At 59.2% G+C, this 22,450-nt stretch carries 19 protein-coding genes and 2 pseudogenes; 11 read left to right on the top strand and 10 right to left on the bottom strand.

The window, feature by feature from the left end; all coding sequences use genetic code 11:
• Nucleotide 1: 1 nt before the first annotated feature.
• The 6 genes and pseudogenes from LQ249_RS00350 to LQ249_RS00375 form a co-directional block, all read left to right on the top strand.
• Nucleotides 2-280: a hypothetical protein gene (locus LQ249_RS00350; RefSeq protein ID WP_057005221.1), complete on the top strand. Its 279-nt coding sequence runs from the start codon at nucleotides 2-4 to the stop codon at nucleotides 278-280.
• 69 nt (nucleotides 281-349) lie between these two features.
• Nucleotides 350-4,696, top strand: coding sequence for an RHS repeat-associated core domain-containing protein (locus LQ249_RS00355; RefSeq protein ID WP_232566103.1), 4,347 nt, complete (start codon nucleotides 350-352; stop codon nucleotides 4,694-4,696).
• A gap of 13 nt (nucleotides 4,697-4,709) precedes the next feature.
• Nucleotides 4,710-5,156 (top strand): hypothetical protein, encoded by a 447-nt coding sequence (locus tag LQ249_RS00360; protein WP_057005220.1) that lies wholly within the window; start codon nucleotides 4,710-4,712, stop codon nucleotides 5,154-5,156.
• A 283-nt stretch (nucleotides 5,157-5,439) separates the two neighbouring features.
• Nucleotides 5,440-6,061 (top strand): annotated as a pseudogene (locus LQ249_RS00365) (RHS repeat-associated core domain-containing protein); the annotation flags it as partial.
• Nucleotides 6,062-6,069: 8 nt separating this feature from the next.
• On the top strand, nucleotides 6,070-6,939 hold the full coding sequence (locus LQ249_RS00370; protein WP_232566104.1) for a tetratricopeptide repeat protein: 870 nt from the start codon (nucleotides 6,070-6,072) through the stop codon (nucleotides 6,937-6,939).
• Nucleotides 6,940-7,087: 148 nt separating this feature from the next.
• Nucleotides 7,088-7,903 (top strand): annotated as a pseudogene (locus LQ249_RS00375) (RHS repeat-associated core domain-containing protein); the annotation flags it as partial.
• Between the two features lie 18 nt (nucleotides 7,904-7,921).
• Here LQ249_RS00375 and LQ249_RS00380 read toward each other — a convergent pair.
• From LQ249_RS00380 to LQ249_RS00395, 4 genes are all read right to left on the bottom strand, one after another.
• Nucleotides 7,922-9,034 carry a hypothetical protein gene (locus LQ249_RS00380; RefSeq protein WP_232566105.1) on the bottom strand — a complete coding sequence of 371 codons (1,113 nt, stop codon included), beginning with the start codon at nucleotides 9,032-9,034 and terminating at the stop codon, nucleotides 7,922-7,924.
• 267 nt (nucleotides 9,035-9,301) lie between these two features.
• Nucleotides 9,302-9,577, bottom strand: coding sequence for an HU family DNA-binding protein (locus tag LQ249_RS00385; protein WP_003213368.1), 276 nt, complete (start codon nucleotides 9,575-9,577; stop codon nucleotides 9,302-9,304).
• Nucleotides 9,578-9,768: 191 nt separating this feature from the next.
• Entirely contained in the window at nucleotides 9,769-10,917 is a 1,149-nt protein-coding gene (locus LQ249_RS00390; RefSeq protein WP_057005217.1) for an NAD(P)/FAD-dependent oxidoreductase, read from the bottom strand.
• 36 nt (nucleotides 10,918-10,953) lie between these two features.
• A complete protein-coding gene (locus tag LQ249_RS00395) occupies nucleotides 10,954-11,121 on the bottom strand; it encodes a rubredoxin (RefSeq protein ID WP_079444948.1) in 168 nt (55 codons plus the stop codon).
• Nucleotides 11,122-11,318: 197 nt separating this feature from the next.
• Between LQ249_RS00395 and LQ249_RS00400 the strand changes: the two genes are divergently transcribed.
• Both LQ249_RS00400 and ubiA read left to right on the top strand, forming a co-directional pair.
• Nucleotides 11,319-11,882: a chorismate lyase gene (locus LQ249_RS00400; protein WP_017849993.1), complete on the top strand. Its 564-nt coding sequence runs from the start codon at nucleotides 11,319-11,321 to the stop codon at nucleotides 11,880-11,882.
• Nucleotides 11,882-12,772, top strand: coding sequence for a 4-hydroxybenzoate octaprenyltransferase (gene ubiA / locus LQ249_RS00405; protein ID WP_046485965.1), 891 nt, complete (start codon nucleotides 11,882-11,884; stop codon nucleotides 12,770-12,772). Before LQ249_RS00400 ends, ubiA begins: the two co-directional genes overlap by 1 nt.
• A gap of 30 nt (nucleotides 12,773-12,802) precedes the next feature.
• Here the strand turns inward: ubiA and LQ249_RS00410 are convergent, their stop codons facing one another.
• On the bottom strand, nucleotides 12,803-13,183 hold the full coding sequence (locus LQ249_RS00410; RefSeq protein WP_046381623.1) for a COG4315 family predicted lipoprotein: 381 nt from the start codon (nucleotides 13,181-13,183) through the stop codon (nucleotides 12,803-12,805).
• A 154-nt stretch (nucleotides 13,184-13,337) separates the two neighbouring features.
• Between LQ249_RS00410 and phoB the strand changes: the two genes are divergently transcribed.
• The 3 genes from phoB to LQ249_RS00425 all read left to right on the top strand — a co-directional run bounded on the left by phoB (nucleotide 13,338) and on the right by LQ249_RS00425 (nucleotide 16,954).
• Entirely contained in the window at nucleotides 13,338-14,027 is a 690-nt protein-coding gene (gene phoB, locus LQ249_RS00415; RefSeq protein WP_003176964.1) for a phosphate regulon transcriptional regulator PhoB, read from the top strand.
• A 59-nt stretch (nucleotides 14,028-14,086) separates the two neighbouring features.
• Nucleotides 14,087-15,409 (top strand): phosphate regulon sensor histidine kinase PhoR, encoded by a 1,323-nt coding sequence (gene phoR, locus LQ249_RS00420; protein WP_017849996.1) that lies wholly within the window; start codon nucleotides 14,087-14,089, stop codon nucleotides 15,407-15,409.
• Between the two features lie 204 nt (nucleotides 15,410-15,613).
• Entirely contained in the window at nucleotides 15,614-16,954 is a 1,341-nt protein-coding gene (locus LQ249_RS00425; RefSeq protein WP_046381622.1) for a hemolysin family protein, read from the top strand.
• A 3-nt stretch (nucleotides 16,955-16,957) separates the two neighbouring features.
• Here LQ249_RS00425 and LQ249_RS00430 read toward each other — a convergent pair whose 3' ends face one another.
• From LQ249_RS00430 to pstA, 5 genes are all read right to left on the bottom strand, one after another.
• Nucleotides 16,958-17,629 carry a M23 family metallopeptidase gene (locus tag LQ249_RS00430; RefSeq protein ID WP_017849998.1) on the bottom strand — a complete coding sequence of 224 codons (672 nt, stop codon included), beginning with the start codon at nucleotides 17,627-17,629 and terminating at the stop codon, nucleotides 16,958-16,960.
• 207 nt (nucleotides 17,630-17,836) lie between these two features.
• Nucleotides 17,837-18,742: a response regulator gene (locus LQ249_RS00435; protein WP_232566106.1), complete on the bottom strand. Its 906-nt coding sequence runs from the start codon at nucleotides 18,740-18,742 to the stop codon at nucleotides 17,837-17,839.
• Nucleotides 18,743-18,909: 167 nt separating this feature from the next.
• A complete protein-coding gene (phoU, locus tag LQ249_RS00440; protein WP_017850000.1) occupies nucleotides 18,910-19,671 on the bottom strand; it encodes a phosphate signaling complex protein PhoU in 762 nt (253 codons plus the stop codon).
• A 70-nt stretch (nucleotides 19,672-19,741) separates the two neighbouring features.
• Nucleotides 19,742-20,575, bottom strand: a complete 834-nt coding sequence (gene pstB, locus LQ249_RS00445; protein WP_057005216.1) for a phosphate ABC transporter ATP-binding protein PstB — start codon at nucleotides 20,573-20,575, stop codon at nucleotides 19,742-19,744.
• A gap of 191 nt (nucleotides 20,576-20,766) precedes the next feature.
• Nucleotides 20,767-22,437 carry a phosphate ABC transporter permease PstA gene (gene pstA / locus LQ249_RS00450; protein ID WP_169881609.1) on the bottom strand — a complete coding sequence of 557 codons (1,671 nt, stop codon included), beginning with the start codon at nucleotides 22,435-22,437 and terminating at the stop codon, nucleotides 20,767-20,769.
• Between the last annotated feature and the right edge of the window lie 13 nt (nucleotides 22,438-22,450).

Here is a 22,450-nt window from a genome sequence, read left to right on the forward strand (position 1 = left end):
CATGCCACTTGAAGATGAATACCCCGGCGATGCCGACTGGCAAAGCATGGTAGCGCTGTACAAAGAAGACTATCTGGACGAAGACGCGCGCACCCTGGCGCAAGCATTGGCCGGCGACCTCGACGTGGCCGTTGTGCTGCGAGGCAAGCGAGGGCTCAAGGAAGGGCTGTGGTGGATCGAACGCAAAGTTCCCGCTCTCGACAATGTGCGGCCTGTCGACTGCCTTGAAGATCCGCGGCTGATCAAACGCCTGCGAACAGCCTTGATGAGCATGCCGTAACCAGACGAGGGAGCAACTGATTGACTATGGAAGGTCTCAAGAAAATCGCCACGGCCCTGGGCACCGCGTATGTCTGACGCACTCTGGGCCGCTCGCATGGGCGATGCACTGGCCCACACCTCGATGATGGCCGACATCCTCGGCGGTGTGCTGGAGGTGGCTGCCAATATCGCGATCACTGCCGTGGCGACTGCTGCCGTTGTCGCTGCCACAGGGATTACCGTCGTGACCGGCGGGTTGGGGTGCTTCCTGTTGGGCGCGGTAGTGGGCACGATTGTTGGCCTTGCCATGAGCAAGACCGGTGCAGACAAAGGCCTGACAAACTTATGCGATAGCTTCAGCAATGCCCTTTTCCCGCCCACGGTACAGGCGAATATTCTCACCGGCTCAACCGATACCCTGACCAACAACATCCCTGCCGCCCGGGCCGCCGGGGCGATCAGCTCTCATGTGGCGCCGGCAGGCACCGAACTGGAAGCACCCGAGCCGGAACCCGAGGCCAGTTATCTGGACATGGCCGAGAGTTTCTTCTCGCAGATGTGGCGCCCCACGGTTGCCACTCCGGCGCCAGGCGCCGTGCCAAAGCCGCTGGACCTGGTCGCGTGCATGAAGCATCCACCGATGCCGCCGCAGTTTCTCGCCGAAGGTTCGTCCAAGGTCACGATCAATGGCCAACCAGCGGTGCGCAGCGGCGACCGCAGTACGTGCGACGCCAGCGTGGTGTCTTCCGGGCTGATTTCACCCAACGTGACGATTGGCGGCGGCTCAGTGGTGGTGCGGGAAATCCGCAGCGGCAAGACACCCGGCGTCGGGCTCGCAGTCACGGCGTTGTTGATGCTCAAGGGCGGCAAGGGCAAGTTCTTCAGCAAGCTGCCGTGCATGCTGATCGGCGGCGCGACTTCGATGGCGGTCAGCAGTGCAATGGGCGCGATGGCCAACGCGGCCATGGGCTCGTCCAACCCGGTGCATGCGGCGACCGGCGCGAAAGTGCTGGGCGATGTCGAGGAGCTGGATTTCGTGCTGCCCGGCATCCTGCCAATCGACTGGCAACGCATCTACAACAGCCGCGACGAACGCCCCGGCAGTCTGTTCGGCGCGGGCTGGAGTGTCGCCTATGAGGTGTGCGTCGAGATCCGCCCTCATCCCGACGGCGGCGATACGCTGGTCTACACCGATGAGCAGGGCCGACCGATCGACATGGGCTCGATTGCCCTGGGCGGCGCGGTGTTCAGCGCCGGTGAAGGACTCTCCGTGCGGCGCCACCTCAACGGGCAATTGCTGATCGAAAGTGATGACGGCCTGTACCGGCTGTTCGAACCGACCCCGACCAATGCTGGCTTGCTTCGCCTGACTCAGCTCGGTGACCGCAACGACAACCGTATCCACGTCGACTATGACGCCGCCGGGCGCCTGGTGCGCCTGCGCGATACTTTCGATCTGGTGCAAGTCGAACTGGTGCGCGAGCGTGAACGCGTCACCCATATCGAACGCATCTATCCCGATCAACGCCGCGAAGTGCTCGTCAGCTATACCTACGACACGGCGGGAAATCTGGCTGAGGTACGCGATACCACCGGCCAGGTGCAGCGGCGCTTCGCCTACGACGCCGGGCGCCGGATGGTGGAGCATCAGTTGCCCACCGGGTTGCGTTGCTTCTATGAATGGGCGCTGGTCGAAGACCTGGAATGGCGCGTGGTCCGGCACTGGACCGACGAGGGTGACGCCTACCAGTTCGACTATGACTTGAAAGCCGGCCTCACCCGCATTACCGACGGCTTGCAACGCGTCAGCAGCCGCCACTGGAATACCCAGCATCAGATCATTCAATACAGCGACAACCTCGGCCAGACCTGGTTGTTCGAGTGGAACGACGAACGCCAATTGCTCAGTGCCACCGATCCACAGGGTGGGCGCTACGCATACAGTTACGACGAGGCCGGCAACCTGATCGGCGATTCCGACCCGCTGGGCCGCAGCGATTCGACGCTGTGGCTGGAACATTGGGCCTTACCGCTGGTGGAAACCGACGCCGCCGGCCACAGCTGGCAGTATCGCTACGACCCGCGCGGCAACTGCATCGCCGAAACCGATCCGCTGGGTCATATCACTCGCTATCGCTACGACGCCCATGGACAGGTCGTGGAAATCGTCGACGCCACGGGTAAACGCAAGAAGCTGCGGTGGAATTCGTTCGGGCAACTGGTCGAGCACATTGACTGCTCGGGTTACCCCACGCGCTTCAGCTATGACGAGCGAGGCTATTTGCAGGTCATCACCGACGCCCTCGGCGAACGCACTCAATTCAGCTATGACGCCAACGGGCGTTTGCTCAGCAGCCAACTGCCGGACGGACGCATTGAGCGCTATCAGCGCGATGTCAGCGGTCAGTTGGTGGGCTATACCGACCCCGCCGGGCACACCACGCTCTACCAGCACAACCGTCGCGGCCAGGTACGCCAGCGCACCGACGCCCATGGCCGGCAGGTGCAATTCGGCTATGACAGCTATGGGCGGCTGCAAGCGCTGGTCAACGAGAACGGCGAAAGCTATCGGTTCGCGTGGGATGCCGGGGATCGGCTGACCCAACAACAAGACCTCGACGGCAGCGCCAAGCGCTACACCTACGACCGGCTGGATAACATCACGGCAGTGACCGCCGCTGCGGCGCCTTATGGCAATGGCTTGGCGATAGTTCCCGAGGAGCCACCGGCCCCCATCGTTCATCGGCTGGAGCGCGATGTGGTTGGCCGGTTGATTGCCAAGACCACCGACGATGGCCGCACCGACTACAGCTACGATGCGGTGGACCAGCTAACCGCCGTCACCTTCACCGACTTGCAGGGCAATACCCAGGCTCTTGGTTTCGCTTACGACGCCCTTGGCCAGTTGCTTGCCGAACAGAGTTCAGCGGGCAATCTGCACCATCACTACGACGAACTCGGCAACCTGATCCAAACCCAACTGCCCGACGGCCGCTGGCTCAATCGTCTGTACTACGGCAGCGGCTACCTGCACCAGATCAACCTCGACGGCCAGGTCATCAGCGACTTCGAACGCGACCGCCTGCACCGCGAAGTGCTGCGCACCCAAGGCCAACTCAGCACCCGCAGCGAATACGACCGCAGCGGCCGCCTGCGCGCACGCCAGCGCCGCCACGCCAGCCAGCCCTCGTTGATGCCGGCGGCCACACAAAAACACTTCGAGTACGACCCCGCCGACAACCTGATCGGCAAACTCGACCAGCAACCCGCCGCGCAACATCGCCAACTGCTGCACTACGACGCCACCGGCCGCATCATCGCCAGCCAGGACAACCTGCGCGGCCAGCGCGAAACCTTCGCCTACGACGCGGCCGCCAACCTGCTCGACGGCCCGCAAACCTCTGGCGGCTTGGTGCGCCATAACCGATTGCTGACCTATCAGGACAAGCGTTACCGCTACGACGGCTTTGGCCGAATGATCGAAAAACGCAGCGCCAAACGCGGCGTGCAGCGCTTTGCCTACGACGCCGAAAGCCGGCTGATTGAAGTACGCAATGAAAACGGCAGCGTGCTCAGGATGACCTATGACCCGCTGGGCCGGCGTATTGAAAAAACCGAGCATGGCCGCGACGGCTATCCGCTGGGCGAAACCCGGTTCATGTGGGATGGCCTGCGGTTGTTGCAGGAGCATAAACACAGTCAGACGAGCCTGTATGTCTATGAAAACGAAGGCTACGAACCCTTGGCCCGAGTCGACGGCATCGGCCCGCTGCAGAAAATCCGCTACTACCACAACGATCTGAACGGGTTGCCGGAGCAACTGACCGAAGCAGATGGAGAAACGGTGTGGCGCGCGACGTATCGGGTGTGGGGCAACACACTGGAGGAGGTGCGCGAGCCTTATTACATTGAAGAGCAGAATTTGCGGTTTCAGGGGCAGTATCTGGACCGGGAGACGGGGCTGCATTTCAATACGTTTAGGTTTTATGATCCGGATGTGGGGCGGTTTACTACGCCGGATCCGATTGGGTTGACGGGGGGAATCAACCTCTACAAATACGCACAAAATCCCATCTCTTGGATTGACCCATGGGGACTTCTTAATCTCAACACCAACGGCGCTGCAGGTAATTTCGGTGTGTACGAAATTCGAATAGACGGTGAGCTGTACAAGTACGGCAAGGCCGATATGAACCGTGTAACAAAATCCAGCGGCAACCCGACCAGACTTCACCAACAAGTAGAAAAATTAGAACGGCTGAATCCTGGTAAAACGATTAAGGGTACCGTTCTAGAAAGCGGCATAAGCACGACCCAGGCGGCCAAGACCATCGAAACTGCCAAATTGGATGCACATTACAAAAAAACTGGCGGACTGATTCCTGAAGGAAACAAAAAGAGCTATAAAGGCCCTAAATCGCTATGTGGCAAATAAGAGAGGATAAATAATGCGCAACCCATACCCTATCGCCATAAGCGGACTTTTCCCAGATCCCGCTGCTGTTTTTTATGTATCGCACCATGTTAGCCGAATTATTCGAGAACAACTCGAACGCCAGATAATAAACACCGAAGTGTTCGATAAAAAATATGGTGACAATTATTGGCTGAGCCTGAGGGACTCAAGCGTGTCTGGGCTACTGGACCTAAATGTTACAGGCCCTGAGGTATCTAAGAGAAATAAAGCAGTGAGCTACTCCTTGAGAATGCCCAGCCAACCTATCAACAAAGACCCTACAGGCTATGAAAAATACCTTGAGTACCACGAAAAAGGTGTAAAAGAGGTCTTTGATGCATTAAAGATCCAGATGTCGGAGCCAATCGATAGCATTTATAACGCTATACGTAAGGAAGTGCGAAAATTGCCTCCGGACAAACTTAAGAATCCGGAATAAACATCGACGAACTTCAACCATATCACATGAGGCAAACTTATTTAAAATCACAGATCAAATAAATACCCCGCTTAATAAACCCAGGACTAACAGCAAGTTTCTATATTGATATATGGCAGGAACCCATCCTATTGGCTCAATTAAAATCGCACGTCGCCAGATCTACGATGAGACTTTTGAATTGGAGGCGCAGCAGCGGAAATTTTCCGTTTGTTGCCAAAGACAGCCACGGCAAACCACATATATTTGAAGTGAAGCGCGGTGCTTGGAAGTTGACCCCAGACACAGGGCCTGGCAGGTAACGTATCAGATATGGGGTAACACGCTAGATAGAGGCGCGCGAGCCTTATTACATTGAAGAGCAGAATTTGCGGTTTCAGGGGCAGTATCTGGACCGGGAGACGGGGCTGCATTTCAATACGTTTAGGTTTTATGATCCGGATGTGGGGCGGTTTACTACGCCGGATCCGATTGGGTTGGACGGAGAGCTTAATCTCTACCAATACGCATCAAATCCGATTGCATGGATCGATCCATGGGGATGGAAAACTTGCGGCGCTGCAAACGGAAATTCCAGACAAAATAACAAGGTAAATCATGTATACGTCATTCGTAACAAAACGACTGGGCAGGTGTACAAATATGGTATCAGCGGTGGGAAAATTTCCAAAAATGGGAAATCTTACCGAGCGCAGTCGCAGGTACGCAGACTTAACAGGGGGAGTTCTGATAAATACGAGTCCGCCATAATCAGAAAAAATGTAACACGCACCAAGGCTCTTAAAGTTGAACAAGGTAGAGTCAATGGTTACTCAGTAGCCGCTCAGCGAGCAGGTCAAACACCTTCATTTCCAAAAGTCGGGATTAATCCTGTGGGCAACTCACTGCCAAATGCGACGAGATAGAAACTCTGATGAGCAAATATTTATCAACACTCGAAATTATTCCAACTACAGACCGCCTGCAGGCTCACAGCGTTCGAGAGGCCGCCGTACTCTATATTTATCTTCTAACGACCACTTGCAAGCTTTCTACTGGTGGAGTTGCCAAAGTGGTTCTTCAGCAAGCGCCAGAGGAAGCAGAGCTGACACTTACAAATGTTTGCACCTACTCTCATCCTTTCAAGCGCTTACAGGACCTGCCGACGGAAGCTACAGACGCCGTCATTCGCCAGTGCTTAATCGACGATATCAATGAGGCGCTCCTATCATTAGCAACTCTCAAAGGTTGGGATACCGACCCAATACATAAACTTCATGCAGCGATTGTCAAACGTGGCTATCAGTTTTCCGGTACTTCAGGCCGCTCACTGAAAAACCCAGCTAAAACGCTCACGGCGTCAGCCGCCTGGCGCACGGATCGATACATTAATATCGGCGTCTTGGTGCAAGGCCCCAAAAACACACCAACCGAGTTTTTTACTGCCACACGAATTGGCATATCGCTGGGACTTTTCGAATCACTGCTAGGCGCTGTTGAATGGGTGGACGATCAAACCATTCGCCTTTTCCAAGCAAACAAGCGCGACTATTGGGAAATTAATACGATCTCTAAAGAGGTGAAATTCCACTTCCCCAGAGCTGAGTCCGGTGATGCCCATGGAGAGTTTGATCTGGGTAAAATGTACGTTGATGGATGGATAGTCGAACAGAATTTTGAACAAGCCCGGCAGTGGTTGGAGCGCTCCGCTGCTCAAGGTTTCTCTCGAGCAGTCAAACTTTTGCAGCGCATGAATGACGGCGACACAAACCTCGCGGATCCGGTGATGAACAGCAAAAAATGATTCCGGGGTATATTCCTCTTGCATCCCGATTACTGGCTGCTCCTCATACACTCTGCGACCTGACAGAGCAATATTGTTACGACTAACCGCACGTGTACCTGCGCTCACGCCACCGTTGCCTACACCGGCACAAAAGCAGTTCGAGCATGCCGCCGCCAACCTGCTCGACGGCCCGCAACCCGGTGCCGGGCTGGTGGTGCATAACAAACTGCTGACCTACCAGGACAAGCGTTACCGCTACGACGCCTTTGGCCGCATGATCGAAAAACGCAGCGCCAAACGCGGCGTGCAGCGCTTTGCCTACGACGCCGAAAGCCGGCTGATTGAAGTACGCAATGAAAACGGCAGCGTGCTCAGGATGACCTATGACCCGCTGGGCCGGCGTATTGAAAAAACCGAGCATGGCCGCGACGGCTATCCGCTGGGCGAAACCCGGTTCATGTGGGATGGCCTGCGGTTGTTGCAGGAGCATATGGACCGGGAGACGGGGCTGCATTTCAATACGTTTAGGTTTTATGATCCGGATGTGGGGCGGTTTACGACGCCGGATCCGATTGGGTTGGAAGGTGGCCTCCATCTTTACCAATTCGCGCCGAACCCAATTGGATGGGCCGATCCATGGGGCTGGGCGTATGCAGGGGTGGACTTTACTGGCAGCAGTGACCTGTATCCGATAAAAGGCTCACACAGAAATATCGTGACGATCAAGATGCAAGGCTCTAGATCGCGCGACTTTACTCAAGCCTACAAAGAACCAGGTATTCCTAGAAGCGCCAAGAAACACTATACCTGGCACCAGGTTGATGACTTCGACGCAAAATCCGGCAATACAACAATGCAGCTTGTCAGAAAGTCTGCCTATGAGGCTACGTACCCACATGGCGGTTCAGTTGCACAGTATGAAAAACACTTCAAAATTAAAGGGCGGACTTGCCTAAACAAATCCGCCACTCTCCACTCTTGAATCAAGAGTCTATCAAAACTACGTTACATCCGATTCTACAAGCGTTATCAATCTTTTAATCATTCTGTTCATGTGCTTGTGGCGCAGTTCAATCGCATCCATACGAGACTTGTCAGTCGGTGCGTCCGACGACTTCGGCGCTTCATACGGCTTATAAACAAGGTCGTATCGTGTACCCAGGTCTTGCAGCTGGGCTTCTATGCCATCCATGGTTTTTTCTTGATTGGTCAAGCGCCCGGCTGTGTCTTTTGGTGCATCCGATTTTTTACTAACCGCATTAGCCTCAGATCCTTCGTTAATGGAAAGGATCTGGTTGACCATCAACTCTGTTTTTATTTCACTGTCTTCGAGGCGCGCGTCTATTTTTTGCTTTTCTGTTGCTGCCGGGTCTACGGTCGTGGTCGTGCCGTCCGCGTTCTTTTTTGCCGCGCCTGGCATTGCAGCTTGCGCTTCGATTCTATCGATGATGGCTTTGGAAGCCAAATGTTCCCCCACATTCAAGGGGATATTCACCAGTAAATTTACCCCCCCACTGATAAGTGAGTTGCGCGCGCTGGACGCCAGTTCAGAAGAGAGCGGCGGGAACCCATTTTTATCGTGTAGATCGTTAATATTTTGCGTGGTCTTTAAAGAATCCTTAATACCAGGTGACGCGGCTTTGGGGTTTGGCAGAGGATGGGAGCCTCCTTGTTTATTTGACCGAGGATTGGAGCCCCCTGATCCATTTGCCTGAGGATTCGGACCTCCTTGCCCATTTGGCAGAGGATTCGAACCTGGATTCGAACCTGGATTCGAACCTGGATTCGAACCTGGATTCGATCCTGGATTCGATCCTGGATTCGAACCTGGATTCGATCCACTTCCGGAACCTCCATGTCCACTTGACCCTCCCCCCCTGCGTCCTCCGCCAGCCTTAGTAGCGCCACTTAACTCAGAAGCACCTATTTTCTCATTACTCGCCGTGGGATATTCAATACCCCCTCCGTTACCCGCATTCGAACCATATACAATCTTCGAGGAGTCAGCCGTTTGCTGCCCATTACCCGACGTCAACGGAACTGAGTTTCCTGGCACAGTTGGCTGAGGTGATGGAGTAATTGGAGGAATATAAGTTAGATCAGTGAGTTTCATTGAGACACCTCTTTAAAATAGTCTTGAGCGCGTCCCTGCAATCTCGACTAATAGGTGGCGCCTCATACCCATTAAGTTCCAGTGCGTAAGTAATCGTCCTTTACAAACAATAAAAAACTCTGCCCCGCTAATATTAATAACTGTATAAGCCGTGAGCCCCCTCCTTGCGCCTCGATTGCTTTTCCACACGCACAAAAAATGGGCACCCGACCCAGTCGGCGTGCCCACTTTTTCTACCTCCCCGCCCCCTTCGAGACGATACCGCTATTACGGGTTGACGCTGTCTTTGAGCGACTTGCCCGGCTTGAACGCAACGGTATTGCTGGCCTTGATTTTCACAGGCTCACCGGTTTGCGGGTTTTTGCCGGTGCGGGCGCCGCGGTGGCGTTGCAGGAAGGTGCCGAAGCCAACCAGGGTGACGCTGTCCTTGCGGTGCAGGGCGCCGGTGATTTCTTCGAGAACGGCGTTGAGGACGCGATTCGCCTGTTCTTTGGTGAGGTCCGCTTTTTCAGCGATGGCGGCTGCGAGTTCTGGTTTACGCATAAGTGAAGCCTCTTTGACGGTTTTTTGTTGTTATGTCCGTGCTGCTCTCTAATGGAGCAGCGCCCAAGGCGCCGCAGGCTCTACTCTGCGGCAGACGGGAGTGAGGATGGCATGCCCTCGGACGCCGCGCCAGTCTCGTGGCGACCTTTCTAGGGTGAAAAATAGGGTTATTCCGACAGAACGACCAGTATTTACGCCAGCAGCGGCGGAAGTTCTTTGTTCAACGCCAGTTTTTCCATCACGGCGCTGCCGGTCAGCGCGTAGCCCAGCAGGCGGCCGCTGGCATCGCGGCACAGGGCCTTGATGTCAGCGCCCTGCCCTTCGACGCTCCATACGCCTTCGGCGCCCCGTGGCGGTGGCGAAACCACCAGCGGGCAGACCGGGGTTTTCACGGTGACCGGCATCGGCCCGTAGCTGACGGCCGTGGCGTTGCCCGCCAGCGTCTGGGCCAAGGCGCGGGCGCAGCTCATCAGCGGCATGACGTACAGCAGGTTCAGGCCATCGACCTCGGCGCAGTCGCCCAGGGCATAGATGTTGGCGTGGGAGGTCTTGAGGTGGCGGTCGACCACGATCCCACGGTTGACCTGCAAGCCGGCAGCCGCGGCCAGGTCGACACGCGGGCGCAGGCCGATGGCCGAGACCACCAGGTCGCACTGGATCACTTCACCGTCCGACAGGTGCGCTTCCAGACCTTCGGCGCTGCGTTGCAGGCGGTTGAGCACCGGGCCCAGGTGGAAGCGCGCCCCAAGGCCTTCCAGCCCGGCTTGTACCGCTGCGGCCGCCGCTGGGTGCAGCAGGGTCGGCATGACTTGCTCGCACGGTGCCACCAGGTCGATTTCGTAGCCGCCGAGGATCAGGTCGTTGGCGAATTCGCAGCCGATCAGGCCGGCGCCAAGCAGCAGCACGCGGCGTTTACCGACGGCTGCCGCGCGAAAGCGGGCGTAGTCTTCAAGATCGTTGATCGGGAAAATCAGCTCCGCGGCGTCGCCTTCGACCGGCACGCGCACGGTTTCCGCGCCCCAGGCCAGGACCAGGTCGCGGTAAGTCACCGCTTCTTCGCCGATCCACAAGCGCTTGTGGCCCGGGTCAATACCGGTGATACGGGTATGAGTGCGTACCTCGGCCTTGAGTTGCTCGGCCATGGCACCGGGTTCAGCCATGCTCAGGCCATCGGCTTCCTTGTTCTTGGCAAAGCCGGTGGAGAGCATGGGCTTGGAGTAGGAGCGCCCATCATCCGCGGTGATCAGCAACAACGGGGTATCGCTGTCGAGCTTGCGAAACTCGCGGGCCACGTTGTAACCGGCGAGCCCTGTGCCGATGATCACGACAGGTGCGTTCATTCCTTTCTCCTTGTAGTACGTTTCTTAAATTCGCGATTACGCGATTTCAATCATTTCGAAATCCACTTTGCCCACGCCGCAGTCCGGGCACAGCCAGTCTTCCGGAACGTCCTGCCACAGGGTACCCGGAGCGATTCCGTCGTCCGGCCAGCCGTCTTTCTCGTCATAGATCAGGCCGCAGACTATGCATTGCCACTTCTTCATTTACTTGCTTCCTCAGGGTCCAGGCAGGTTGGCCGACGGTCGATAGATCCCGCGTTGCCGTGCGGCTCAGCGCGTTTTGTACTGATCGGGGCCTGCAGATGCAAGTACGATCGACACAAGGCACCGGTTCAGCCCGGCAAAAGAGCCGGACGCCATGGTAAGCTCGCCGCCTCTTTTGCTGCCAATATTGACGCACCGTGCCGCACTCAATCGCCCTTCCCGATGCTTGCCAATGGCTGACCCAGAGCCTTCTGAGCCCCCTGCCCGCGCCGTTGACCCTTGACTGGCTGTTCGACGAGGGCTCGCTGACGCGGCGCCTGACGGGGCTGTCCAGCGACAGTTTCAGCGTGACGCCGCTGTGCGAAGGCTGGCAGCCGTTGCGCGACGATGAGTGCGCGGCGCTTGACCTGCCCCAGGCCAGCATCGGTTGGGTGCGCGAGGTGTATTTGCGCGGGCATGGCCAGCCGTGGGTGTTTGCCCGCAGCGTGGCGTCGCGCAGTGCGTTGCAAGGCGACGGGTTGCATATGGACGAGCTGGGGAGCCGCTCCCTGGGCGAGCTGCTGTTCTGCGACCGCGCCTTCACGCGCCGGGCGATCGAGGTCTGCCATTACCCGCGCCCATGGCTGCCCCCCGCGGATCAGCTCGACGGGCTGTGGGCGCGCCGCTCGCGGTTCGATCGCGGGGCGCTGAGCGTGCTGGTCGCCGAAATCTTCCTGCCGAGCCTGTGGCACGCGGTGCATGACCACCCGGAGAACCGCTGATGTATCAACGCCTGCTCAAATCCTTGAACCGTCTGAACCCCAGGGCCTGGGATTTCATTCAGTTGACGCGCATGGACAAACCCATCGGCATCTACCTGCTGCTGTGGCCGACGCTGTGGGCGCTGTGGATCGCCGGCAAGGGCTCGCCGTCCTTGATCAATATCCTGATTTTCGTGCTCGGCGTGGTGCTCACTCGCGCCGGCGGTTGCGTGATCAACGACTGGGCCGACCGCAAGGTCGACGGCCACGTGAAGCGCACCGAGCAACGCCCACTGGTCAGCGGCAAGATCAGCTCGAAAGAGGCGCTGGTGTTTTTCGCGCTGCTGATGGGCATCAGCTTCCTGCTGGTGCTGCTGACCAACGCGACGACCATCCTGCTGTCCCTCGGCGGCCTGGCGCTGGCGGCGAGCTATCCGTTCATGAAGCGCTACACCTATTACCCGCAAGTGGTGCTGGGCGCGGCGTTTTCCTGGGGCATGCCGATGGCGTTCACCGCCGAAACCGGCAACCTGCCTGCCGCCGCGTGGCTGCTGTACATCGCCAATGTGCTGTGGACGGTGGGCTACGACACCTATTACGCCATGACCGACCGCGACGACGATTTGAAGATCGGCGTGAAATCCACCGCCATCCTGTTTGGCGACGCCGACCGGGCGATCATTCTGACCCTGCAAGGCCTGGCGCTGGCGTGCCTGTTGCTGGCCGGCGCGCGGTTCGAGCTGGGCGGCTGGTTCCACCTGGGGTTGCTGGCGGCGGCGGGCTGTTTTGCCTGGGAATTCTGGTACACCCGGGACAGGGACCGGATGAAGTGCTTCAAGGCGTTTTTGCACAACCACTGGGCCGGGTTGGCGATCTTTGTCGGGATTGTCGCGGATTACGGGTTTCGATGAGGGGCCAGGCCCCTCATCGCGAGGGCCCAACTAAGGCTTGGCGACTTTCCAGGCCCCGTCCATCTTGCCTTCACCGGTCATGTCGCCGGCCTTCTTGTCCATGACGAAGGTGTAGAGCGGCTTGCCGCTGTAGGCCCACTGACTCTTCTGGTCGTCACGGGTGATCACGGTCCATTTGCCCATGGGCTTGTCGGTGGACGCCGCCGTCAATGGCGGCCAGTTGGCGGCGCACTTATCGTTGCACATGGATTTGCCATTGGCGTCCTTGGCGAAGGTATAGAGCGTCATGCCGTTGTGATCGACCAATATCCCGTCTTTGGTCGTCGCGGGGTCCGCCGCGAATGCCAGGGTCGGCAGCGTCAACGCCGCCGTGACCAGCAGGGCCTTCCAGGAAAAAGTACTGTAAGTCATCGGAACCTTCCTTTTGTGGTTGTCAGGATTCGGACCCAAAGCGTAGTCCACGCAGGCGGGAATTGCGCGAGCAGCTAAATTACTGTCACACGACTGCAATAATTCCGTTATCTAATGCGGCGCAAGACAGTTAAATGACAAGAGGATTTTAGGCATGGTTGGCAGGAGCATTCTGATCGTCGACGACGAAGCGCCCATTCGCGAGATGATCGCCGTCGCGTTGGAAATGGCCGGCTATGACTGCCTGGAAGCGGAGAACTCGCAGCAGGCCCATGCCATTATCGTCGACCGCAAACCGGACCTGATTCTGCTCGACTGGATGCTGCCCGGCACCTCCGGCATCGAACTGGCGCGGCGTCTCAAGCGTGACGAGCTGACCGGCGACATCCCGATCATCATGCTCACGGCCAAGGGCGAAGAAGACAACAAGATCCAGGGCCTGGAAGTCGGCGCCGATGACTACATCACCAAGCCGTTTTCCCCACGGGAACTGGTCGCACGCCTGAAAGCCGTACTGCGCCGCGCCGGCCCGACCGATGGCGAAGCACCGATCGAAGTCGGCGGCCTGTTGCTGGACCCGATCAGCCACCGCGTGACCATCGACGGCAAGCCCGCCGAGATGGGCCCGACCGAATACCGTCTGCTGCAGTTCTTCATGACCCACCAGGAACGCGCCTACACCCGCGGCCAGTTGCTGGACCAAGTGTGGGGCGGCAATGTGTATGTGGAAGAGCGCACCGTGGACGTGCATATCCGTCGCCTGCGCAAAGCCCTGGGCGATGCCTACGAGAATCTGGTACAAACCGTGCGCGGCACCGGCTATCGGTTTTCCACCAAGGGCTGAGCCAGCCGGTTTCTGAACGCAAGAGCCTGACTTAACAGCTGACAAGGACGCATGTTCAAGTGAACCAAAACTGGCATGGCACGCTGATCCGCCACCTGCTGCTGTTGATCACCGGCTGCTTGCTGGTAGGCCTGATCAGCGGCCAATACGGCTGGAGCCTGGCCGTCGGCATTGGTCTGTACCTGGGCTGGACCCTCAAGCAATTGCTGCGCCTGCATGAATGGCTGCGCCAACACAAACCCGATGAAGCGCCACCCGACGGCTACGGCCTGTGGGGCGAGGTGTTCGACAGCATCTACCACCTGCAACGCCGCGACCAACGGGTACGCGGGCGCCTGCAAGCGGTGATCGACCGGGTGCAGGAGTCCACCGCCGCGCTGAAAGACGCAGTGATCATGCTCGACAGCGACGGCAACCTCGAATGGTGGAACCGCGCCGCCGAGACCCTGCTGGGCCTCAAGACGCCCCAGGACAGCGGCCAACCGGTGACCAACCTGGTCCGCCACCCGCGCTTCAAGGAATACTTCGAGCAGGAAAACTACGAAGAAGCCCTGGAAATTCCCTCGCCCACCAACGACCGCGTACGCATCCAGCTGTACCTGACGCGCTACGGCAACAACGAACACTTGATGCTGGTGCGCGACGTAACCCGCATCCACCAGTTGGAACAGATGCGCAAGGACTTCGTTGCCAACGTCTCCCACGAGCTGCGCACCCCGTTGACGGTGATCTGCGGCTACCTGGAGACGCTGCTGGACAACGTCGACGAGATCAACCCGCGCTGGAGCCGCGCCCTGCAGCAGATGCAGCAGCAAGGCTCGCGCATGCAAACCCTGCTCAATGACCTGCTGTTGCTGGCCAAGCTGGAGGCGACCGATTACCCGTCGGATAACCACCCGGTGGCAGTGCAAAGCCTGTTGCAGACCATCAAGAACGACGCCCAGGCCCTCTCCGGCCAACGCGGGCAACAGATCACCCTGGAAGCCGACCCGTCGGTACTGCTCAAAGGCAGCGAAGGCGAATTGCGCAGCGCGTTTTCCAACCTGGTGTTCAACGCCGTGAAGTACACACCGGACAAGGGCAATATCCGCATCCGCTGGTGGGCCGACGCCCAGGGCGCGCACCTGAGTGTGCAAGACTCCGGCATCGGCATCGACGCCAAGCACCTGCCGCGCCTGACCGAGCGCTTCTACCGCGTCGACTCCAGCCGCAACTCCAACACCGGCGGCACTGGGCTGGGCCTGGCGATCGTCAAGCACGTGCTGCTGCGCCACCGCGCACGCCTGGAAATCAGCAGTGTGCTCGGCCACGGCAGCACCTTTACCTGCCATTTTCCGCCGCCCCAGGTAACCCGTTCGCGGATGGTCGTGAATGATGAATAGCCCGGACACAATACAACGCTAAATGTGGGAGCAAGCCCCCTCCCACATTTGGAATTGCATTGTTCCAAAGCAGGTATTCCTGGCTCCACCAGGCAGCAACCACTAGGCAAGCGCTGCGCCAGCCGCTACATTGGCCGACTTGTGTCCGCCTTTCAGGCGCTCCTGTCACCCCTATTGAACATACGGAACCCGCAAAACCCCATCATGGACCCTTCCCCAGGTATCACCCTCGCCACACTCTTCGCCGATTTCGGCATGATTCTTTTTGCACTGATCCTGGTACTGCTCAACGCGTTCTTCGTTGCGGCGGAGTTTGCCATGGTCAAACTGCGCTCCACGCGGGTCGAGGCCATCGCCCACACCAACGGTTGGCGCGGGCAGATCCTGCGCACCGTCCACCGCCAGCTCGACGCCTACCTGTCGGCCTGCCAGCTGGGTATCACCCTCGCCTCCCTGGGCCTGGGCTGGGTCGGCGAGCCGGCGTTTGCGCATATCCTCGAGCCGCTGCTGGGCGCCGCTGGCGTCGAGTCGCCGGAAGTGATCAAAGGCGTGTCGTTCTTTTCCGCCTTCTTCCTGATTTCCTACCTGCACATCGTGGTCGGTGAACTGGCGCCCAAGTCCTGGGCCATTCGCAAGCCGGAACTGCTGTCGCTGTGGACGGCGGTGCCGCTGTACCTGTTCTACTGGGCCATGTACCCGGCAATCTACCTGCTCAACGCCAGCGCCAATGCCATCCTGCGGATCGCTGGGCAAGGCGAACCCGGCCCGCACCATGAGCACCAGTACAGCCGCGAAGAACTCAAGCTGATCCTGCACTCCAGCCGTGGCCAGGACCCCAGCGACCAAGGCATGCGCGTCTTGGCCTCGGCCGTGGAAATGGGCGAACTGGAAGTGGTCGACTGGGCCAACTCGCGGGAAGACCTGGTGACCCTGGACTTCAACGCCCCGCTCAAGGAAATCCTCGCGCTGTTCCGTCGCCACAAATTCAGCCGTTACCCGGTGTATGACGCGCAGCGCAACGAGTTTGTCGGCCTGCTGCACATCAAGGACCTGCTGCTGGAACTGGCGAACCTGGACCATCTCCCCGAGTCGTTCAACCTGGCCGAACTGACCCGCCCGCTGGAGCGCGTGTCGCGGCACATGCCGCTGTCGCAGTTGCTGGAGCAGTTCCGCAAAGGCGGCGCGCACTTCGCCCTGGTGGAAGAAGCCGACGGCAAGGTCATCGGCTACCTGACCATGGAAGACGTGCTCGAAGTGCTGGTGGGCGATATCCAGGACGAACACCGCAAGGCCGAGCGCGGCATCCTCGCCTACCAGCCGGGCAAACTGCTGGTACGCGGCGATACGCCGCTGTTCAAGGTGGAACGCCTGCTTGGCGTCGACCTCGACCACATCGAAGCGGAAACCCTGGCCGGGCTGGTCTACGACACCCTCAAGCGGGTGCCGGAAGAGGAAGAAGTCCTCGAGGTTGAAGGCCTGCGGATCATCATCAAGAAGATGAAAGGGCCGAAAATCGTGTTGGCCAAGGTCCTGCTGCTGGACTGACCGTCAATTGCCCAAGGCAAAATTGGGCAATACCCCCACGGGCTGGTTGAACTCATACGGGATCGATACCAGCCCCGCCTCGGTCCGCTGCTGCACCACAAAGTGCAGGTGCGGCCCGCTGCTGTTGCCGGTGTTGCCCGACAACCCCAGCGCACTGCCCACCGCCACCCGCTGCCCCGGCCTGACGCTGACCGACCCTTGCTTGAGGTGCAGGTACACGCCCTGGGTGCCGTCATCGTGCAGCACCCGCACGAAATTCCCTGACGCATCGTTGCCGCGCCCGGCCTGGTCATTCTCGATCTTCACCACCCTGCCGCTGCGCGCCGCAATGATCGGCGTGCCTTCGGGCATGGCAATGTCCATGGCGTAGCGGCTTTTGGCGTCGGTATGGCTGAAGCTGCCGTTGGGGCCTTGGCTCAGGCGAAACGGCCCGCCGCGCCAGGGCAAGGGGTAGCGGTAGGCCTGCTGGGGATAACCGGGCCTTGGCCGGTCGAGCACCGGCCGTTGCACGCGCACGGCCCCCCGCTCCCGGATCACAAACGCCTGGGCGCCGGGGGTTTGCCGGTCGCTGAAAAACACCTCGCCATTGGCGTCGGTGGATTTGTAGAGGGTCATGGCCGGGGTCGACGTGGCGACCGTGGCCAATACGCAGAGCAGCAGTAGGCGAATGAGCATGACGCGAACCTGCCGGGGGGACTGAATGGCAGGCTAGCAAGGCTTGATGACAAGACCGTGTGAGATTTACCCGATACTGAAAACAACGAACTTCACATGTAAGAGCGGGCTTGCTCGCGATTGCGGTAGTTCAGCCAACGAAGATGTTGAATGAAAGACCATCGGGAGCACGCCCCCTTCCACAGAGGACAGGTGGCGTTCTGTGAATCAGGCACCCGGCACAAAATGCTTCTGCGCCGTACCCCGCGCGATCAGCCGCGAGATGTAGTCCAGTTTCTGCGCATCCTGGTCGATAAAGCGGAAAGTCAGTTGCAGCCAGTCGCTGTCGGGCTTGGGCTCGAAGGCGACGACGGCGTGCAGGTAGCCGTTGAGGCGCGCGACTTCGGCGTTGTCGCCTTGCTCAAGGTCGAGCACCGCGCTTTCCAGTACCTGAGGCAGGACCTCACCGCGACGGACCACCAGCAGCGCTTCCTTGATGCTCAGGCCCTTGATCACGCATTGCTGGGTGCCGCTGGACAGCCGCAACTGACCCTGCCCGCGACCACTGGCGGGCGCAGCGGCGGCAGCCACCTTCACGGGCGGGCTGTTGAGCAGGCCTTTGCTCGGTGCAGCCGCCGCGACAGGAGCGACCTTGACCGCTTCGGGCTTGCCACCGGTCAGGGCGCTCAGGGAGTCGTTGCCGAACGCTGAGTTCATCTTGGTCGGTGCGCTGGCGACCAGGGCGTCGAGGCGCCCGACCTTGTGCAGAGCGTGCTTGACCTTGGTCAACAGCTGTTCGTTGGTGAACGGTTTGCTGACGTAGCCGGAAACCCCGGCCTGGATCGCCTGCACCACGTTCTCTTTGTCGCCGCGGCTGGTCACCATCACGAACGGCATGGCTTTGAGCTGCGGTTGCTCACGGCACCAGGTCAACAGCTCCAGGCCGGACATCTCGGGCATTTCCCAGTCGCACAACACCAGATCGAAGGTTTCGCGCATCAGGATGGCCTGGGCCTTTTTGCCGTTCACCGCATCTTCAATCTTGATCCCGGGGAAGTAATTGCGCAGGCACTTCTTCACCAGGTCGCGAATAAACGAGGCGTCATCCACCACCAATACACTGACTTTACTCATCGACCCTTTATCCTATAAAAACGCGGCACGCAGAACGCCTGACTGATGGCATTTTGCCAAAACTCTGTAGTTGTGTTGGGACTTTCTTTCACCCCACGCACAAAAAAATCAGCGCCCACAAACGAAAACGCCCGACCAAAGGCCGGGCGTTAATATCTCGGGCAACCTTACTTATCGTCAGATTCGCCCGGAACATTAGGGATTTGATCGGTAGATCCTTCAACTTCGGCTTTCATGCGCTTGAGGCCCATGTGCCGCACGTCGGTGCCACGCACCAGATAGATCACCAACTCCGAGATATTGCGCGCGTGGTCGCCGATCCGCTCCAGCGAACGCAGCACCCAGATAATGCTCAAGACCCGTGTGATAGAGCGCGGGTCTTCCATCATGTAGGTGGCCAGCTCGCGCAGGGCGGTCTTGTACTCACGGTCGATGATCTTGTCGTACTGGGCCACCGACAACGCCAGTTCGGCGTCGAAACGGGCAAACGCGTCCAGGGCATCGCGCACCATGTTGCGCACCTGGTCACCGATATGCCGCACTTCCACATAACCGCGCGGCGCTTCGCCTTCTTCGCACAGTTGGATGGCGCGGCGGGCGATCTTGGTGGATTCATCGCCGATACGCTCAAGGTCGATCACCGACTTGGAAATACTGATGATCAAGCGCAGGTCGGAAGCCGCCGGCTGGCGACGGGCGAGAATGCGCAGGCATTCTTCGTCGATATTGCGTTCCATCTGGTTGATCTGGTCATCGATCTCGCGCACTTGCTGGGCCAGGCCCGAGTCGGCCTCGATCAGCGCGGTGACCGCATCGTTGACTTGCTTCTCCACCAGCCCGCCCATCGCCAGGAGGTGGCTGCGCACTTCCTCAAGCTCGGCGTTGAACTGCGCGGAGATGTGGTGGGTAAGGCCTTCTTTGCTAATCATGTTGGCGTCCTTGGAGCGTCCGGAAAGGTGCGGAGAACCGCAGCGTCAATGCAATCTGAACCACAGCTTCCTAGCCGTAGCGACCGGTGATGTAGTCTTCGGTCTGTTTCTTCGCCGGATTGGTGAACAGGGTATCGGTATCGCCGAACTCCACCAGCTTGCCCATGTACATGAACGCGGTGTAGTCGGAAACCCGCGCCGCCTGTTGCATGTTGTGAGTCACGATAACGATGGTGAACTTGGACTTGAGCTCGTAGATCAGTTCTTCGACTTTCAACGTCGAGATCGGGTCGAGTGCCGAGCAAGGTTCGTCGAGCAGCAGCACTTCCGGTTCCACGGCGATGGTACGCGCGATCACCAGGCGTTGTTGCTGGCCGCCGGACAGGCCGAGTGCGGAGTCGTGCAGGCGGTCCTTGACCTCGTCCCACAGCGCGGCGCCTTTAAGCGCCCATTCGACCGCTTCGTCGAGGATGCGCTTCTTGTTGATGCCCTGGATGCGCAAGCCGTAGACCACGTTTTCGTAGATGGTCTTGGGGAACGGGTTGGGCTTCTGGAACACCATGCCCACCCGGCGACGCAGCTCGGCCACGTCTTCACCCTTGCGGTAGATGTTGCTGCCGTAGAGGTTGATCGCACCGTCCACGCGGCAACCGTCGACCAGGTCGTTCATGCGGTTGAAGGTGCGCAGCAGCGTGGACTTGCCGCAGCCCGACGGGCCGATGAAGGCGGTCACGCGCTGCTTGGGGATGTTCATGCTGACGTCGAACAGCGCCTGTTTTTCGCCGTAGTACAGGCTCAGACCCGGCACTTCGATGGCCACGGTTTCCTGGGCCAGGCTCAGGCTCTGCTTGTCACGACCCAGGGCAGACATGTTGATGCCATGGGAATGGGTTTCTTGTTGCATGGGATGCTCCCTGTGCTACCAATTCGTGTTGTTGAACCGCCGGGGGCGGTTTACTCAAATTCTGCGTATATCGTGGTCTAGTGTGGGAGGGGGCTTGCCCCCGATAGCAGTGTGTCAGCCAGCATATGTGTTTCTGATACGCCGCTATCGGGGGCAAGCCCCCTCCCACATTTAGTCCGCGTTTACTTCAATTAACTGTCCAGCGCCTTGTACTTCTCGCGCAGGTGGTTACGGATCCACACCGCCGACAAGTTGAGCGTGGCGATCACCAGCACCAGCAACAGCGCGGTGGCATATACCAGCGGCCTTGCGGCCTCGACGTTGGGGCTCTGGAAACCGACGTCATAAATATGGAAGCCCAGGTGCATGATCTTCTGGTCAAGGTGCAAGTAAGGGTAGTTGCCGTCCAGCGGCAGCGACGGGGCCAGCTTGACCACGCCCACCAGCATCAGCGGCGCTACTTCACCGGCGGCACGGGCCACGGCGAGGATCATGCCGGTCATCATCGCCGGGCTGGCCATCGGCAGCACGATCTTCCACAGCGTTTCCGCCTTGGTCGCGCCGAGTGCCAGCGAGCCTTCGCGCACAGTGCGAGGAATCCGCGCCAGGCCTTCCTCGGTAGCCACGATCACCACCGGCACCGCCAGCAGCGCCAGGGTCAGCGACGCCCACAACAGGCCCGGCGTGCCGAAGGTCGGGGCCGGCAGGGCTTCGGCGAAAAACAGGCGGTCAACCGAGCCACCCAATACATACACGAAGAAGCCCAGGCCGAACACGCCGTAAACGATGGCCGGTACGCCCGCCAGGTTGTTCACGGCAATGCGGATGATCCGCGTCAGGGTGTTCTGCTTGGCGTATTCACGCAGGTACACCGCCGCCAGCACGCCGAACGGGGTCACGATCATCGCCATGATCAGGGTCATCATCACGGTGCCGAAGATGGCCGGGAAGATCCCGCCTTCGGTGTTGGCTTCCCGTGGGTCGTCGCTGAGGAACTCCCAGACCTTGCTGAAGTAGAAGCCGACCTTGGTCATCGTGCCCATGGCGTTCGGCTGATAGGCGTGGACCACTTTGCCGATGCCGATTTCGACTTCCTTGCCGTTCGCATCGCGGGCAGTCAAGGCGTCGCGGTTGAATTGGGCGTGCAGGTCGGCCAGGCGCGCTTCGATGTCCTGGTAACGGGCATTCAGTTCGGCGCGGCCCGAGTCCATGTCGGCCTGGGCGGCGGCGTCGAGCTTGCCTTCCAGTTCCAGCTTGCGACCGTGCAGACGGATACGTTCAAGACCGGCGTTGATCGCGCCGATATCGGACTTCTCAAGGGTCTTGAGCTGGGCCGCCAGCTTGTTCACGCGGTCGACCCGAGCCTGCAGCTCCGGCCACGCAGCCTGGCCTTCGGCGATGACCTTGCCATCCTGCTTGACGTTGACCAGGGTGCCGTAGAAGTTGCCCCACTCACGGCGCTCGATGGTCATCAATTCCAGCGGTTTGGTCTGGTTCTTCAGCCATTCGCCGACGATCCATGTGAAGTCGTTGCCGTTCAGATCGCGGTTACCGACTTTGATCAACTCGCGGGTCATGAATTCCGGGCCCACGTCGGGCACGGGCAGGCCAGCGCTTTTCAGGCGCTCGCGCGGCACTTCTTCTTTCTGTACCACTTCGCCGATGACGATATGGTTTTCTTGGCCCGGGACATCGTAGTTGGCCTGGATCAGGTCAGCCGGCCAGAAGTGGCCCAAACCACGCACCGCAATCACAGCCAGCAAACCAAGGGTCATGATGACCGCGATGGACACCGCGCCACCGCTGATCCAGACGCCGGGGGCGCCGCTCTTGAACCATCCATTCAGGGAGTTCTGTTTCACAGACTTCTACCTT

Source organism: Pseudomonas sp. 7-41 (assembly GCF_021233075.1).
GTDB classification, from domain to species: domain Bacteria; phylum Pseudomonadota; class Gammaproteobacteria; order Pseudomonadales; family Pseudomonadaceae; genus Aquipseudomonas; species Aquipseudomonas veronii.

What these genes read in the sequence shown, in the direction of transcription:
- LQ249_RS00425 (WP_046381622.1), top strand. Translation starts at nt 15,614, where the DNA reads ATGGACCCTTCCCCAGGTATCACCCTCGCCACACTCTTCGCCGATTTC.
- ubiA (WP_046485965.1), top strand. Translation starts at nt 11,882, where the DNA reads ATGTATCAACGCCTGCTCAAATCCTTGAACCGTCTGAACCCCAGGGCC.
- LQ249_RS00385 (WP_003213368.1), bottom strand. Translation starts at nt 9,577, where the DNA reads ATGCGTAAACCAGAACTCGCAGCCGCCATCGCTGAAAAAGCGGACCTC.
- LQ249_RS00370 (WP_232566104.1), top strand. Translation starts at nt 6,070, where the DNA reads ATGAGCAAATATTTATCAACACTCGAAATTATTCCAACTACAGACCGC.
- phoU (WP_017850000.1), bottom strand. Translation starts at nt 19,671, where the DNA reads ATGATTAGCAAAGAAGGCCTTACCCACCACATCTCCGCGCAGTTCAAC.
- LQ249_RS00380 (WP_232566105.1), bottom strand. Translation starts at nt 9,034, where the DNA reads ATGAAACTCACTGATCTAACTTATATTCCTCCAATTACTCCATCACCT.
- pstB (WP_057005216.1), bottom strand. Translation starts at nt 20,575, where the DNA reads ATGCAACAAGAAACCCATTCCCATGGCATCAACATGTCTGCCCTGGGT.
- LQ249_RS00390 (WP_057005217.1), bottom strand. Translation starts at nt 10,917, where the DNA reads ATGAACGCACCTGTCGTGATCATCGGCACAGGGCTCGCCGGTTACAAC.
- LQ249_RS00355 (WP_232566103.1), top strand. Translation starts at nt 350, where the DNA reads ATGTCTGACGCACTCTGGGCCGCTCGCATGGGCGATGCACTGGCCCAC.
- LQ249_RS00430 (WP_017849998.1), bottom strand. Translation starts at nt 17,629, where the DNA reads ATGCTCATTCGCCTACTGCTGCTCTGCGTATTGGCCACGGTCGCCACG.
- LQ249_RS00410 (WP_046381623.1), bottom strand. Translation starts at nt 13,183, where the DNA reads ATGACTTACAGTACTTTTTCCTGGAAGGCCCTGCTGGTCACGGCGGCG.
- LQ249_RS00350 (WP_057005221.1), top strand. Translation starts at nt 2, where the DNA reads ATGCCACTTGAAGATGAATACCCCGGCGATGCCGACTGGCAAAGCATG.
- LQ249_RS00360 (WP_057005220.1), top strand. Translation starts at nt 4,710, where the DNA reads ATGCGCAACCCATACCCTATCGCCATAAGCGGACTTTTCCCAGATCCC.
- LQ249_RS00395 (WP_079444948.1), bottom strand. Translation starts at nt 11,121, where the DNA reads ATGAAGAAGTGGCAATGCATAGTCTGCGGCCTGATCTATGACGAGAAA.
- LQ249_RS00435 (WP_232566106.1), bottom strand. Translation starts at nt 18,742, where the DNA reads ATGAGTAAAGTCAGTGTATTGGTGGTGGATGACGCCTCGTTTATTCGC.
- phoB (WP_003176964.1), top strand. Translation starts at nt 13,338, where the DNA reads ATGGTTGGCAGGAGCATTCTGATCGTCGACGACGAAGCGCCCATTCGC.